At 40.3% G+C, this 14,151-nt stretch carries 20 protein-coding genes and 2 pseudogenes; 5 read left to right on the forward strand and 17 right to left on the reverse strand.

Annotation, left to right across the window (positions count from 1 at the left end; translation table 11 throughout):
* Window positions 1–78 precede the first annotated feature (78 nt).
* A pseudogene (locus ACIFPW_RS04935) lies at window positions 79–273 on the reverse strand (SDR family oxidoreductase); the annotation flags it as partial.
* Window positions 274–405: 132 nt separating this feature from the next.
* Between ACIFPW_RS04935 and ACIFPW_RS04940 the strand changes: the two are divergent.
* Complete coding sequence (locus ACIFPW_RS04940; RefSeq protein ID WP_430242476.1) at window positions 406–1,293, forward strand: helix-turn-helix domain-containing protein; 888 nt, start codon at window positions 406–408, stop codon at window positions 1,291–1,293.
* On the opposite strand, the gene ACIFPW_RS04945 is transcribed toward ACIFPW_RS04940, so the two are convergent.
* From ACIFPW_RS04945 to ACIFPW_RS04965, 5 genes are all read right to left on the reverse strand, one after another.
* A complete protein-coding gene (locus ACIFPW_RS04945; RefSeq protein WP_425589651.1) occupies window positions 1,294–1,389 on the reverse strand; it encodes a putative holin-like toxin in 96 nt (31 codons plus the stop codon). It abuts the gene before it with no gap.
* A 93-nt stretch (window positions 1,390–1,482) separates the two neighbouring features.
* Window positions 1,483–1,620 carry a hypothetical protein gene (locus tag ACIFPW_RS04950; protein ID WP_194221526.1) on the reverse strand — a complete coding sequence of 46 codons (138 nt, stop codon included), beginning with the start codon at window positions 1,618–1,620 and terminating at the stop codon, window positions 1,483–1,485.
* 138 nt (window positions 1,621–1,758) lie between these two features.
* Complete coding sequence (locus ACIFPW_RS04955; RefSeq protein WP_430242478.1) at window positions 1,759–2,412, reverse strand: uracil-DNA glycosylase family protein; 654 nt, start codon at window positions 2,410–2,412, stop codon at window positions 1,759–1,761.
* Between the two features lie 16 nt (window positions 2,413–2,428).
* On the reverse strand, window positions 2,429–3,256 hold the full coding sequence (locus ACIFPW_RS04960; RefSeq protein WP_430242480.1) for an SGNH/GDSL hydrolase family protein: 828 nt from the start codon (window positions 3,254–3,256) through the stop codon (window positions 2,429–2,431).
* A gap of 68 nt (window positions 3,257–3,324) precedes the next feature.
* Window positions 3,325–4,251, reverse strand: a complete 927-nt coding sequence (locus ACIFPW_RS04965; RefSeq protein WP_430242482.1) for an SGNH/GDSL hydrolase family protein — start codon at window positions 4,249–4,251, stop codon at window positions 3,325–3,327.
* 193 nt (window positions 4,252–4,444) lie between these two features.
* Here ACIFPW_RS04965 and ACIFPW_RS04970 point away from each other — a divergent pair, with 193 nt between their 5' ends.
* Entirely contained in the window at window positions 4,445–4,735 is a 291-nt protein-coding gene (locus ACIFPW_RS04970) for a HesB/YadR/YfhF family protein (protein WP_303531430.1), read from the forward strand.
* Window positions 4,736–4,777: 42 nt separating this feature from the next.
* Here ACIFPW_RS04970 and ACIFPW_RS04975 read toward each other — a convergent pair whose 3' ends face one another.
* The 8 genes from ACIFPW_RS04975 to acnA form a co-directional block, all read right to left on the reverse strand.
* The gene (locus ACIFPW_RS04975) at window positions 4,778–5,086 is read right to left on the reverse strand and encodes a hypothetical protein (RefSeq protein WP_430242484.1); all 309 of its coding nucleotides are present in this window, start codon (window positions 5,084–5,086) and stop codon (window positions 4,778–4,780) included.
* Window positions 5,086–5,526, reverse strand: coding sequence for an acyl-CoA thioesterase (locus ACIFPW_RS04980; RefSeq protein ID WP_283152181.1), 441 nt, complete (start codon window positions 5,524–5,526; stop codon window positions 5,086–5,088). Before ACIFPW_RS04980 ends, ACIFPW_RS04975 begins: the two co-directional genes overlap by 1 nt.
* A 116-nt stretch (window positions 5,527–5,642) precedes the next feature.
* Window positions 5,643–5,849, reverse strand: a complete 207-nt coding sequence (locus ACIFPW_RS04985; RefSeq protein ID WP_430242485.1) for a small acid-soluble spore protein Tlp — start codon at window positions 5,847–5,849, stop codon at window positions 5,643–5,645.
* Between the two features lie 70 nt (window positions 5,850–5,919).
* Window positions 5,920–6,408, reverse strand: coding sequence for a hypothetical protein (locus ACIFPW_RS04990; RefSeq protein WP_430242487.1), 489 nt, complete (start codon window positions 6,406–6,408; stop codon window positions 5,920–5,922).
* 52 nt (window positions 6,409–6,460) lie between these two features.
* Entirely contained in the window at window positions 6,461–6,985 is a 525-nt protein-coding gene (locus ACIFPW_RS04995) for a hypothetical protein (RefSeq protein WP_430242489.1), read from the reverse strand.
* 138 nt (window positions 6,986–7,123) lie between these two features.
* The gene (gene sspN / locus ACIFPW_RS05000; protein ID WP_098443515.1) at window positions 7,124–7,267 is read right to left on the reverse strand and encodes a small acid-soluble spore protein N; all 144 of its coding nucleotides are present in this window, start codon (window positions 7,265–7,267) and stop codon (window positions 7,124–7,126) included.
* 57 nt (window positions 7,268–7,324) lie between these two features.
* On the reverse strand, window positions 7,325–7,453 hold the full coding sequence (locus ACIFPW_RS05005; RefSeq protein WP_194221516.1) for an FbpB family small basic protein: 129 nt from the start codon (window positions 7,451–7,453) through the stop codon (window positions 7,325–7,327).
* Window positions 7,454–7,668: 215 nt separating this feature from the next.
* Window positions 7,669–10,380 (reverse strand): aconitate hydratase AcnA, encoded by a 2,712-nt coding sequence (acnA, locus tag ACIFPW_RS05010; protein ID WP_430242492.1) that lies wholly within the window; start codon window positions 10,378–10,380, stop codon window positions 7,669–7,671.
* 190 nt (window positions 10,381–10,570) lie between these two features.
* Here acnA and sspO point away from each other — a divergent pair, with 190 nt between their 5' ends.
* Window positions 10,571–10,720, forward strand: a complete 150-nt coding sequence (gene sspO, locus ACIFPW_RS05015) for a small acid-soluble spore protein O (RefSeq protein WP_194221514.1) — start codon at window positions 10,571–10,573, stop codon at window positions 10,718–10,720.
* A gap of 81 nt (window positions 10,721–10,801) precedes the next feature.
* On the opposite strand, the gene ACIFPW_RS05020 is transcribed toward sspO, so the two are convergent.
* Complete coding sequence (locus ACIFPW_RS05020; RefSeq protein WP_430242494.1) at window positions 10,802–11,017, reverse strand: hypothetical protein; 216 nt, start codon at window positions 11,015–11,017, stop codon at window positions 10,802–10,804.
* A gap of 115 nt (window positions 11,018–11,132) precedes the next feature.
* Between ACIFPW_RS05020 and ACIFPW_RS05025 the strand changes: the two genes are divergently transcribed.
* Entirely contained in the window at window positions 11,133–11,270 is a 138-nt protein-coding gene (locus ACIFPW_RS05025) for a small acid-soluble spore protein P (RefSeq protein WP_098443510.1), read from the forward strand.
* A 36-nt stretch (window positions 11,271–11,306) separates the two neighbouring features.
* On the opposite strand, the gene selA is transcribed toward ACIFPW_RS05025, so the two are convergent.
* Complete coding sequence (selA, locus tag ACIFPW_RS05030) at window positions 11,307–12,707, reverse strand: L-seryl-tRNA(Sec) selenium transferase (protein WP_430242496.1); 1,401 nt, start codon at window positions 12,705–12,707, stop codon at window positions 11,307–11,309.
* Window positions 12,708–12,746: 39 nt separating this feature from the next.
* Window positions 12,747–12,938 (reverse strand): annotated as a pseudogene (locus ACIFPW_RS05035) (Rdx family protein); the annotation flags it as partial.
* Window positions 12,939–13,085: 147 nt separating this feature from the next.
* Between ACIFPW_RS05035 and selD the strand changes: the two are divergent.
* Entirely contained in the window at window positions 13,086–14,135 is a 1,050-nt protein-coding gene (selD, locus tag ACIFPW_RS05040; RefSeq protein ID WP_430242498.1) for a selenide, water dikinase SelD, read from the forward strand.
* Window positions 14,136–14,151 lie beyond the last annotated feature (16 nt).

Genomic DNA, 14,151 nt, shown 5'->3' on the forward strand with positions numbered 1-14,151 from the left:
TTTGTCCCAGCCTCTTTTTATTAGCTATGTGCGAGAAAAATTCAAAATATAACCACTATTCACGAACAATACTACTAATTAGAATCCATAAACCGTCATTCCACCGTCTACGAACAACGTTTGTCCTGTTATGTAGTTTGCTGCTTCAGAGGATAAGAACACAGCTGCCCCTACGAGATCTTTTAGTTCACCTACTCTGTTCATTGGCGTTCGATCAAGGATCTCCTTAAGATATTGTTTATTTTCTAATAATTTTTCTGTACAGAGGTTTCTCTAAAAATAAGAAAACTCCTGCATCTTATAGGTTCACATAATAAAATTATAGTAATCTTTCACGTCATTTAGAAAAATATGTATAGGAAACAAACATCCATGATACAATTGGATAAAAAAGGGGGATTGCAGGTGCGTCAGGATACACTCGGATATGCGATGCGTGAACTTCGATTGTACCTTGGACTCTCACAGGCCGATTTATCGGAAGGCATTTGTACACAGGCATTAATTAGTCAAATTGAAAATAATGATGTCTCACCATCTGCAGAATTACTGTACCAACTTGCTTCCAGACTCGGTGTTGATATTAATTACTTTTTTCATATGAAGGAAACCCCTCGACTTGATTACGTCAATGAAGTGATCCGCCAAGTCAGAAGGCACATTAAGCGACGTGAGTATAATGAAGTATCTGATATTCTTGAAGCAGAAGAATCGAACCCCCTTTTCCGAACAATCAAAAACCAGCAGTTTTATCTCTGGCATAAAGCTATTTGTACGTATTATCTTGAACATAATGCCTCTACAGCCCTTCTACTTCTCCATGAAGCCCTTCATCTTACTACGACAACGTCTAAAAATTTCTCGGAACGTGAAATCGAAATTTTAATTAGTATGGCCATTTTGCATAGTGAGGAAAAAGAGTGGGAATGTGCTCTGCCGTTATTTCATAAAGCTCTTTATCACGTTCGCTTTTTCCCCATTATTAAGGATGAAACGATCGAAATTCGCCTTTATTATAATTACTCAAAAGCGCTATCCACCTGCAGAAACTATGAGAAAGCTCTCTCGATTGCTAGGGAAGGATTTCTGCTTTGCAGGGAGAAGCAGCGCCTCTATCTTTTTGGCGAACTTAGTTACCAGTGCGGTAAGCTCCACTATTTGCTTGGGAATCAAGAGCTGGCAATTGAATATCTGAAGACAGCATCTACGATCTTTGAACTAGACCAAAATAATAACTTTAAGACTCACGTTGAAAATTATGTTAAAAAAATAGGTATTGTCCACGAAGCCTAACTATTTGTGCTTTGTTTTCTCGATTAAGATAACAATAAAATTGAAGAGAGACACGAAGAACAGGCCAGCCGTGATAAACAATGTGAGTTCTTCCATTGTACGTCCTCCTTTCAAAGAGGTTAAGGGCTATTCATTCGACAAATGATAACTTGGAAAGATACCAACACACTTCAGACCCCTTTTCTTTAATTAATGACAATAAGGTAAATCTTCATCTTGCACCACATAAGCAGAGGCCTGTACCATTTGTGATGAGTCATTTGGTGCGATCGCGTACCCACTCACTACAACGAGAGATAGAAGAAGTAAAGCTGCCCATTTCTTCATTTTGTCACCCCTCCCTTCATTACATTTATATTACAACGCATCCAATATTTATGCATTTGCTATATGTGCTTCTCTACTAAATGGCAAAAGCCCCGTTCTCAAGAGAACGGGGCTTTTTGGGGAATCAAATAAACATTCTTATATTTTATGACGATTGAATTCATCTAATACATTGTTAATCGCATCCTGGTAACGTTCGCGACTCCAAGAATTATACGAAGGATGAGGAACATCCATTATGACCGTCCATTTTTCACTTGACACATTAGCTAGCTGAAAGAACTTTTGAGCAAATCGTCCACAAGGAATGATCGTTAGTTCCCGATCAGAAATCGCCTTCAGTCGATTTCTAAACTTCTCTAATATAAGCTGCTGCACAGCTAGTAATTCATTATCTTTAAAAGGGGTCTTTTGATTAGATGTTCGGATTTTACTTAAGTGTTCAAGTAATTCACTGTTAGCATTTCGATCACTCTCAGCATATGGTTTCGATTGCATCGGAATATTGCATACGTTAAGCAATCCCACAATGTCAAGCGATGGTCTTTCTATACTTTCTTCCTGATGTTTCTTCAGCAAGAGGCCGAGTGGATGTGAATACTCCGGACCAAATAGCTTTTTTGACATTGTAGCTCCTGAAGGTCCTGCGACCGGCACACCATTTTCCACTTCAGAAACGTGAGGAGACTCTAGTATGAAGATGAGCTTTGATTTTGGTGTCATCACTTCCGACACTTCATACTGTTGGGCGAGGGCTACGTATTGCTGTTCAAACTTTTCTACCGTATCCATAAATGGTTCCCTACCTTTATTGATTAAATGCTACGTTGTTTTCTTCTAAATAAGAGACAATCCGATCCCCCATTAAATGATACCCATCTTCATTTGGATGAAAGGCATCTTCATATAGAAGGTTCTCATCACTCTCAAGGAAGAGATCGGCAACTGGAACAAACGTAACTTCAGAATAATTTGAAACAGTTAATTGGCTACCATCATTCCAATCGTCTACGATTTCATTCATTTCTGGAATATCCCCAAAAGCTTTTGAGAACGGATTGAATAAACCTGTAAAATAAATTGGTGCATCACCATTTAAACTTCTAAGCTTATCTAATATCGTCGTCAAATTTTCTAAATAAATCTTTTCTTGAAGAGAGAAATATTGTTGATCAAGATTCATGAAATGATTTTTAACAACACCAAACAAATCATTTCCACCGATCGTTAAGAAGATATAATCCGCTTTTTTGACACCGCTTTGAACTTCATTCTCTTCTAATCTTTTTATGAGATCTTCCGTTTCACTACCAGTTATCGCATAGTTATCTAGTGTAACCTTTGCATTCTGTTCATCTTCAAAATAATAATCACTTACATAACCGATATATCCCTTTTTTTCTTGGTCACCAACGCCTTTTGTTAAGGAATCACCAAGACCAACAATCCGCACATTATCTGGCACTTTCTGAGGAATGGGTTCTTCATCTTGAAAGGTTTCCTTTATTTCATCACTCACAGGGAGTGAGTCCGTTAGCTCTGGATCATCCTTAAAATAGACATAGGTTAAGGCGCTCGCTCCCACAAATACTAGGAGCGTTAACGAGATGAGGATTAGCTTCATAAATCGATTCATTGTCATTTTCCTTTACTCTAACGATTGTACCTATTATTCTATCAAACGGAAGTTCACTCGTATATGAACTATTCAAATGGGATTTCTTCTAATAACTCATCCTGCTTCAACCGATATTGAATCTGCCTCGCCATTAGTTCGTATCCTTGATCATTTGGATGAAAGCCATCATCAAAAAACAAGTTCTCATCTACAGAATTAAACAATTCATACACGGGTACAAAGGATGTGTTACCATCTTTAAGGACCGTATCTTCACTTGCTCCATTCCACCTTTGCACAATTTGATCAATTTCCGTTACCGATTGAAAATTCTCTAATAGAGGATTATAAAGACCAATAAATAAAATCGGCGCGTCGGAATTAATACTTCTAATTCGTTTCATAATGGCACTTAGACGTTCTACATAGTTTGTTTGTTCTTGTTGAAAAACGTCCATTTGTAAATCTAGAAAATGTTCTTTCACAACTTTCATTAGATCGTTTCCACCAATACTCATGACGATCACATCTGCTTCTGAAAGGGAACCCTGCACATCGTCTTCGTTTAACATCTTATATAATTTTGGCGTCTGCCTTCCATGAACAGCGTAGTTCTCTACAAGTACAGACGTATCTGTTTCATTCTTTATATTCGCAGCAAGTCGACCAATGTACCCTTGCTCTGTCGAGTCACCACTACCCTTCGTCAGTGAGTCTCCTAATCCCACCATTCTTATATCGGGATCTTCAGGCTGCGTTACTTCTTCAGGTTCTGATGAATCTGACTTTTCTTTAGAGACTTCAGGTACTATATCCGTTTTCTCTCGATCATTTTTATTCGCGATCGATGAGATGACCGTTTCATTCGGCGCTTCATTCATAACCATCATGGATGCGGCTTGCTTTATTTCATTCAAACGCTGACTACGGTGTTCCATAATTGGTTTAACACTGAGTAAAATACCCGCAGCAAGAATGAGGAATAAAAACAGCCATATTCTCTGTTTTTTCATTCCAAAAACCTCCTCATTACACTTCCTTTTATACCCTTATTCTATGCTGATGTAACGTGAATTAAGAGATGGTTTACATATTTAAGTGGATTTATTGCCATTATTTCGCTTTATAACCTTTTTCTTTTTGCAAGTTGGCGCTACTTCTTTATAATAGTACGAGAAGACTCGTACGGCAAAGGAGGAAATACACTTGAAAATGACAATTACAAAACCCGCATTGAACTGGTTTAAACGAGAAATGGATCTTGAAAAAGGTGACAACCTCCGCTTTTTTGTACGTGTAGGTGGCTGCAGCACTGTTCAAGATGGCTTTTCCCTTGGTATGACTGTGGAAGAACCAACGGAACCTGCTCTTACAGTTGAAGAAGAAGGCATAACCTTTTTTGTAGAACAAAAAGATATCTGGTTCTTTGAGGATCAGGATTTCGCTGTAAAATTCAGCCGAAAAAAAGAGGAAATAGAATTTGTACACGGAAATTGATTGAGAAAAACGCGAAAGCGAGAAGCTTTCGCGTTTTTTATTTCACTTTTTTGTTAATCTAAATCGGTGAATGTGCGCTGCAAGACCCTCTGCTTCAAGAATACGGATCTGGTCATCCCCTAACAGGTCAAAGTGCGGAAATTCTTCACGGTCATGCATCCACTCTCTTTTTAAACCATACTGTTCTCCCCATCGGGCAAGCTTTTCTTTATTACGACACCCTGCTTTCGTCACAGAGTGATACTGTGGAAAGCGAGGATCATACCAAAAATGAGTCAATAAAGCGACCTCTCCGTTCGAAACGGCTGCCTTCCATTCTGCTAGCTCTCGCTTCGACAGACCAAAGGCCATTATTCTGCTCCAGTAGAAACAGATTGTTTCTTCGCTTGTTCATACGCCTGATGCCATTCCGGAAATTTTCTACGTATTGAGACAGGACGGAACGTATCTCGCTTTACACACGTATGCATCGATTCGCCCGTAACACAAATCTCGCCCTCTCCGTTTATGACTTCATAGCCGTAATTCACACGAAGTCCATCATAATGCTCGACCCAGGTTCTTACATTTACTTCATCCCCATACCTGACAGGTCGTTTGTAGCTTGCTTTAATATCTACAACGGGAGAAAGAATCCCCTCTTTTTCCATATCAGCATAACGAAATCCTAAATCATTGATTAGCGACGTTCGTCCGAGTTCAAACCAGATGAGATAGTTGGCATGATATACGACTCCCATTTGATCTGTTTCTGCATATCGAACATCAATAGACGTAGTTGCTATGTACATAATCTTTCCTCTCCTAACTTCAACGTGGTGTCTATGTTATTTTACCATAATCCACCCATGAAGCATGAATGAGAAGAACTGAGTGACTTATTGTCACTCAGTTCTTTAAATCGCTATTACTTTGTTTCGTCTTTCACTTCATTTTCCAGCGCCTGAATACTCTCTTTTCGGTGCTGGTTTTTATCTTGAATAGCTTTTTTCTGCAAATCGCTATCCGTAAATTCTAACGAAGCTTCAGAATCATGAATATTCTCTTTCGTATCCTGAATTATTTTAGATAACTTCTCTGCATTATCGCTGCGATCATCTCGTTTAGATACCATTATAAGCCCTCCCGAAATAAGTAGGTACGAGCTTATTATGACTAATCATCTTAATAGGTATTCATTTTAATTAAGATTGAAGGCTTTTGGGAAGCGCCCCTTCTAGCTTGCCTTCATAGTACAACATATCCTTGCGCACTTCTGCACTACATCCGTTGGAAAGCAAAATGTTCTCAGCCGCAGTAAATACCTGTTTCAACATTCTGATCCCCATTCGATAGTCTACGACAACATTGCTCTGAATTCGGTCCTCATAGGAAGACAGCTCGACGAGAAGCCGATACGTACACTCTAATAATCGTATCGGAACATCGTTTGGTGAATGATTGCCTCCCTCATCTAAAAACGATTGAAATTCACGGTCGTCTTCATCACACATCAGAAAGAAAGTACCTGGTACGTCATGTAATTCGTGGTCAATATCAGAAATCGTAAGACTCATAACAGCAAGCCTGGCAGCGAAACCACCTATAATGGATGCAGTCCCACACCCATAAGGTGGTCCAGATTCCTCAAGCATGCGGTATATATCACTGCCTAACCTATCTTTTTTATCCACTACTATCACCCCTCTTATATGCCCATACCCTTTCTTCCTTTACTAAAATCTTCTAAATGGCTTCTTCAAAAATAATCGGACTCATATAGTTGACGCTTTTTCTAGAGATCTCTATCAAATTCTGCCAGTACTCTTTCACACTTTCCTGATGATCTCCTTGATCAAAACTAATTTGGAGCCATGATAATTCCTCAAGAAGCCTTACAGAAGAACCAATCCAGATCTTTCTACCTTCTATTTGAATGACAAAAGGCTCATCAAATCGAAAAGGAAGATAAATTCCAGATTGATTTGGGTGAAGAATAAGATGCTGAAAAATCGTCCCTTTGAAAAGACGTGCGTAAATAAGAAGTACACGATCGTTTTTAGCAGCGGCTTTTTTTAATTTTTGAAGAGTTTGTGCTTCTCCTAACTCAAGGCTTGCAATTGTGCGATTCCAATTTAATTCTTCTCGATATGGCACAAGATAGCCCATTTGCTGCATTTTGATTTCAAGCTCTTTTACAAGAAGCTCTTTGTTTGGTTCTTCTTCAGACCCCATCACTGAAATGGGTTCAATCCTTGCTGTAATTGTCATAATGTTCCCCCCCGAAAACGTTTGTCTCCTAATCTTTCGTCATCTCTCCACACTTTTGGACAACTTTACAAGAAATGAAAAGAAGTTGTTAAAATTGAAATAAACCAGAAAGAGTTTTCCTTTCTGGTCGTCATCAGCCTATTTCCCTTTTGGAGGGGCGTAGTCAGGTTCAGCGTTGCCTTTAGTTTGCATTTGCTTTCCTTTGTTCCCTTCAGCTTCTGGATTGACAGAAGCGAGGTGATTTGGCTTAAAAGATTTTGGGAATTTCTTTGGGTTACTCATTTGTATCTCCTCCTTTAGGTAATAGGCTGTGCAACTAAAAGAGAAATATCTATACCCTTACAAATTTTTTGCGTGCTTTTGTTCAAATTTGTCTTCAATACGTTCAATCGCTTGTTTATCATTCATTAATTCAAGCTTATTTTGCATAACAAGTTCTTTGAAAGAAACTTTTTTAGATTTCCTCATGTTAGTCTCCTTTCCTCTTCAACAGTATTTAAAACCATTATTCCCGATTGATCAAAACTTATTACAAAAATCCGATTTTTTGTTTATTTTATTGGGTTCTGCCCATGAACATTGCTATTCTTGGAACATTTAAGCTATGTCGTCATCTTTCTAGCTATGTTGTCAACAAATTAAAGCACAATAAAAAAGGATGGCAAGAGCCATCCTTTTCTAAATTAATTTGCAATTTTGTCGCGAAGAACCATTTGAAGAATACCGCCGTGGCGATAGTAGTCGATTTCAACTTCACTATCGAAACGAGCAAGTACTTTAAATGTTTGCGTTTCGCCTTCTGGAGATGTTGCCGTTACGTTAATTTCATCACGTGGTTTCACGTTTTCTGTGATTTCAACAGCATACGTTTCTTTACCAGTAAGGTTATACGTATCTGCAGTCTCACCATCTCTAAATTGAAGTGGAAGCACACCCATCAACACAAGGTTACTACGGTGAATTCTCTCGTAGCTTTCTGCAATAACCGTTTTAATTCCAAGAAGGTTTGTTCCTTTGGCAGCCCAGTCACGTGAGCTTCCCATGCCGTAGTCTTTACCAGCAAGAACAACTAGACCTGTTCCTTCTTCTTTGTATTTCATTGCTGCATCATAAATCGGCATAACTTCATCAGTGTTCCAGAATGTAGTCCAGCCGCCTTCAGTGCCTGGAGCTACTTCGTTACGAATACGAATGTTACCAAACGTACCGCGCATCATAACTTCGTGGTTACCACGACGTGATCCGTAAGAGTTAAAGTCAATTGGACGAACGCCGTTATTTTGTAGATATTGCCCTGCAGGCATATCTTTCGCAATCGCACCAGCTGGTGAAATGTGGTCCGTAGTAACGGAATCGCCAAACTTCGCGATCGCTCTAAGGTCTTTAAGTTCGTGAATGTCTTCAGGATCTTTAGAAAGATTCTCGAAGAATGGAGGATTCTGAATATAAGTAGACTCATCGTCCCAGTTATAAAGATCTCCTTCACTTGTGCTTAGTTCGTTCCAGCGTTTGTTTTCGTCGAATACTGTTTTGTACTGACGCTTAAACATTTCTGGTGTTACTGTTTCAGCAACGGCTTGCTTGATTTCTTCTGCTGAAGGCCATAGATCTTTCAAGAATATATCGTTGCCGTCTTTGTCTTTACCGAATGAATCAGAATGAAGATCGAAATCTACAGTACCAGCAAGTGCATAAGCAACTACAAGCGGTGGTGAAGCAAGATAGTTTGCTTTTACTAGTGGATGGATACGTCCTTCAAAGTTACGGTTACCTGAAAGTACAGAAGTCACCGTAAGATCGCTCTTCGCAATCGCATCTTCAATCTCTTCTTTAAGTGGACCAGAGTTACCGATACAAGTTGTACAGCCATAACCAACCAGGTGGAAACCAAGGTCTCTAAGGTAAGGCATAAGTCCAGACTTATCAAGGTAGTCTGTTACAACTTTTGATCCTGGAGCAAGGCTTGTTTTCACGTATTCAGGAACTTGTAGTCCTTTTTCAACAGCTTTCTTCGCAAGAAGAGCCGCACCAAGCATAACGGAAGGGTTGGAAGTATTTGTACAGCTTGTAATTGCTGCGATCGCAACTGCACCTGTTTTCATCGTTACTTCTTTTCCATCGTTAAATTTAACAACAGCTTCCTTATCGAATTCTTTCTTATCCATACCTAGACCCTGGTTACCTTGAGGGGCAACGACTGCTTTATTGAATTCTTTCTTCATATCGGAAAGAAGAATTAAATCTTGTGGACGCTTAGGACCAGCAAGACTTGGCTCTACAGTTCCAAGATCAAGTTCAACAACGCTTGAGAATTCAGGATCTTCTGATTCCGGCGTGTAGAACAATCCGTTAACAATTGAGTATTCACGCACAAGGTTAATATGCTCTTCAGAGCGACCAGTTAGGCGCATGTATTCAAGCGCTTCTTCATCAACTGGGAAAAAGCTACATGTAGAACCTTGTTCTGGTGCCATATTGGAAATTGTTGCACGGTCAGCAAGCGGCATGCCTGATAGCCCTGGTCCGAAGAACTCAACAAATTTCCCAACAACTTTTTTCTCACGAAGAAGCTGAGTCACTTTAAGCGCAAGATCCGTAGCTGTTGTTCCGCTTGGAAGTTCTCCAGTAAGCTTCACACCGATTACTTCAGGAACCGGGAAGTAAGAAGGCTGACCAAGCATTCCAGCTTCAGCTTCAATACCGCCTACACCCCATCCAAGTACGCCAAGACCGTTGATCATGGTTGTATGTGAGTCAGTTCCGAATAATGTATCTGGATAGGCAACATTCTCGCCATCAACTGTATTTTCTTGAACAACGTTCGCAACGTACTCCAAGTTTACCTGGTGAACGATACCAGTTGCCGGTGGAACGGCGCGATAGTTATCAAATGCATCTTGAGCCCATTTAAGGAACTTATAACGCTCAAGGTTACGTTCAAATTCTTTATTCATATTAAATTCAAGCGCATCCTCAGATGCGTATTTATCAACCTGTACCGAGTGGTCAATAACAAGATCCACTGGGATTTCAGGGTTGATTTTGTCAGGGTCGCCACCGATATCAGCCATTGCTTTACGAAGTGACGCAAGGTCAACAACAGCAGGTACACCTGTAAAATCTTGAAGAATGACACGTGAAGGTTTAAATGGTACGTCAATATCTTTGTTCTGCTCGCTAGTTCCCCATTTAGCGAGGTTTTCGATGTGCTCTTCTTTGATCACTTTACCGTCATATTGACGTAAAACAGACTCAAGTAAAATTTTGATCGTGTAAGGGAGCTTGCTTACCTTAGCGATGCCTGCTTCTTCTAACGCCTGAAGACGATAGAAAGAGTATGATTTACCATTGGCATCGAATGTTGCTTTGGAATTATAAAGTTCATGATTTGCCATATGTAGTTCCCTCCTCCAAATTGCATAACAAAGCGGATGTCGAAAAAACGTTTTCAACTACCCTTTATCCAGTTTAGTAAATTTCTAAACATAAGTAAATAACAAGATTGTTATTGCTATTGATAAGTCTAGCTTATCACCACATATTTTCTCCCTTATAGGAAAAGTTAGATGAAGGGAGGTGATGAATATGGGTAAGCGAAAAGCAAACGGCGTGCGTCCAGGAATGAATGATGCTGATGCTCAAGGAAACGGCGCAGGCTATGACAATGAATATGCAAACGAGCATATGACACAAGAGCAGCGTCAATATAATAAAAAGACAAAGAAACGCCAATAGGCTTGAAACCCGTCATCAGGTGATGACGGGTTTTCATTTTTATTCTTGATTCATTTCTGCTTCAATCGATTGCAAATCCTGCTAAAATTGTAGTAATTGAGCTCGCTGATGTTCTGTTGCGCTCATTAATGCACTCTCAATCTGCTCTTTCGCTTCACCAACTTCTTGTTGCAAATGCTTTAGGTCTTTACCGTATCCACTACTACTCACCACAATTTCTTTCTTGGCATCAACAGCTTGTTCGTAACCTTGCTGCGCTGCCTGGAAACTCTGTTGTTTGTCTTTATTGTAAGGCATTCAACCAACCTCCTTTTCTTAAGCTTTCATCATAGTGTAACCAGGACGAAGCGTCCTATTCGACAGGAATAAGCACTGTCATTCTGACCATACTAAAGCGTAAGGAGGGATTCATATGACTGAGAGCAATACGTTCAAAGACATTCGAAAAAACGCTCCTAAAGGGCATACTGGCCAACCAGAGCCAATGAAAGGCTCCCATAAAGTAAAAAACAGAAACCACACGAGGCAAAAGAATGGTGAAGGGTTTTAAACTTCAATTAGAAAAGACGGCCGAAGTGGCCGTCTTTTATTTTGGTATTTGAATCAAGCTATGCAAAATGTCGTCTTCTTCCTCGATTGTTACCGTCCTTAGGTCAATCAGTATTTTTCCATCTTGAATTCTTGTAATGATTGGTGTGTTACTAAGACGAAGAAATTCTTCTAGTTCATTTACGCTGTATTGATCGGTTTGGAGGGCGATGACATAAGTAGGTAGCTCGACTGAAGGCATTGTACCTCCCCCAACTTGTGAAGTTCCCTCCACTACCTCAATACTATAATGAGACGCTTTTCTTTCAAGTCTTTGCTGAAAGAGTTCTGAGCGCTCTCGAATCTCTTCCGCACTTTTTGTAATGTCTCTTATAGCTGGTATGTTAGCAGCCTCTTCATACATGTGTTGCTGTAACGTTGCCTCAAGGGCAGCAAGCGTGAACTTATCGACGCGCAATACTCGAGCGAGCTGATGCTTCTTCAACCGATTGATCAGATCTTTTCTCCCAGCAATCATTCCTACCTGTGGTCCACCCAAAAGTTTATCCCCGCTAAAGGAAACGAGATCAGCACCCGAAGCAAGCGTTTCTTGCACCGTAGGCTCTTCGCCAATCCCATAGTCTCGATAATCAAAAAGCGCCCCACTCCCTAAATCCTCATAAAAAACAACCTGGTTTTTCGTCGCTATGGAGGCTAACTCTTCTCGTTCTACTTCAGCTGTAAACCCGACGATTGAAAAATTGCTACGATGCACTTTCATCAGCATAGCCGTTTCTTCGTTGATTGCTGCTTCATAATCAAACGGATGTGTTTTATTTGTCGTCCCTACTTCTTTAAGCTTAGCACCACTTTCCTCCATAATTGATGAAACGCGAAAAGATCCGCCAATTTCAACAAGCTCTCCTCGAGAAACGACCACTTCCCTTTCTTTCGCAAGGGCACTTAATATAAGAAAGACTGCAGCTGCATTGTTATTCACAACCATAGCGGCCTCTGCACCTGTTGCTTTACAAATAGCATCTTCGACGATTGTATGGCGGGATCCGCGCTTTCCTTGCTGCAGATTATATTCAAGCGTCGAATAACTTTTAGATACTTGCACCAAATGATCAATAGCCACGTCACTTAAACGCGCTCTGCCAAGATTTGTATGCAGAACGACTCCAGTGGCGTTGATCACTGGCTTTAAGTTAAACTCTTTGGAAGATCCAATTTTCGCCCTCACGCTCTGCATGATTTCATATTGAAAGGCTTCTCTCCCCTCCGAGCCTCCCGTATATGTATCTCTCAACAAAGAGTCCCGCAAGTCATTGACTTCTTGTTGAATCAGTTGTTTTAGCACATTGTGAGGTAACTCGCTTCCAACGCTTTCATTAAGTAATGCTTCTTGAATTTGATGAATCGGCGGAAGTTCTCTCAGTAATTTCAAAGCTCTCATCTCCTATAGCGACACGAAAGGCACCCCGGAGGTGCCCATCTAGAACGTTGTATTTTCCATATCTATAATAAATGCTTCGATATCAGGATAGTGACCAGTTTCTTTTTTCGAATGCATTCGCTTGTCATTCACCGTAATTTCAAACACGCCTCCTGAACCAGGGATTAGCTCAAGTGAACCAATTTCGTGTCTGAAATGATTAAATAATTGTTCCGCGAAACTCGCGACTTTAGGTGCATAGTTTCACTGCATACAGAATTCGATTGTAACATTGTATTTCATAAAAAAAGCCTCCTCTTACTTAATTTTAAGTTGTTCATACTATATCATTTCAAAAAAGCGATGAAAAGATTTATACTCTTGGGAGGAGGTGGTCATATGTCGAACCAAGAAAAAATCCGTTTAACGTCTCTTTCGACAAAAGGTGGTTGAGGATGCAAAATCGGTCCTGAGGACCTGACGCAAGTTTTGCGTCAATTACCTAACAAGAAAAAAGATCCAAATTTACTTGTCGGTGTGGAAACTTCTGACGATGCAGGCGTATACCGCCTAACTGATGAACTCGCCATGATTCAAACGGTAGACTTCTTTACACCTATCGTTGATGATCCATATATGTTTGGACAAATTGCCGCAGCCAATTCACTAAGTGATGTGTACGCAATGGGCGGTGTACCTAAGACCGTTCTTAACATTGTAGGATTCCCTATTAAAAATTTAGATCCTTCTATACTTGCAGAAATCTTAAAAGGTGCTGCAGATAAAGTAGATGAAGCCGGCGCCGTCACTGCTGGGGGACATTCCATTGATGATCAAGAGCCGAAATTTGGATTATCCGTAACCGGACTTGTACATCCTGATGAAATTCTAATGAATGTCGGCGCTAAGCCTGGCGACGCTATTGTGCTAACAAAGCCAATTGGTGTGGGAATTCAAACGACTGCGATCAAGCCCGAAAAGCTTACTGCCGAACAGCTTCAGCGTGTATCTGAAACGATGGCTGAGCTAAACAAAACAGCAGCAGAACAGCTATCGGGATTAACTCCAAATGCTGTTACGGATGTGACTGGATTTGGTTTACTTGGACACGCTTATGAAATGGCAACTGGTAGCAACGTTAGTATTCAGATTGATTACAACACCGTACCGATATTACCTGGTACGGTCGAGTTAGCGGAGCAAGGCTATATTCCGGGTGGATCAAAAGCAAATCACCGCTGGATAGCTGAAACTGTCAAATACGAAAACCTAACAGAGCTTGAGCAATTCATTTTATGTGATGCGGTAACTTCTGGCGGCCTATTAATTAGCCTGCCTGAGCAAGAAGCAAACGAATATGTATCACGTATGAATGGTAAAGGGAAATCAGCTCACATTGTCGGTCATGTAAATGAAAAAGACTCATTTGCGATCACCGCAAGCAAATAAAAAAAAGGAAGTTGGG

The sequence above is a fragment of the Pseudalkalibacillus sp. NRS-1564 genome (assembly GCF_050467905.1).
GTDB classification, from domain to species: Bacteria; Bacillota; Bacilli; order Bacillales; family Guptibacillaceae; genus Guptibacillus; species Guptibacillus hwajinpoensis_B.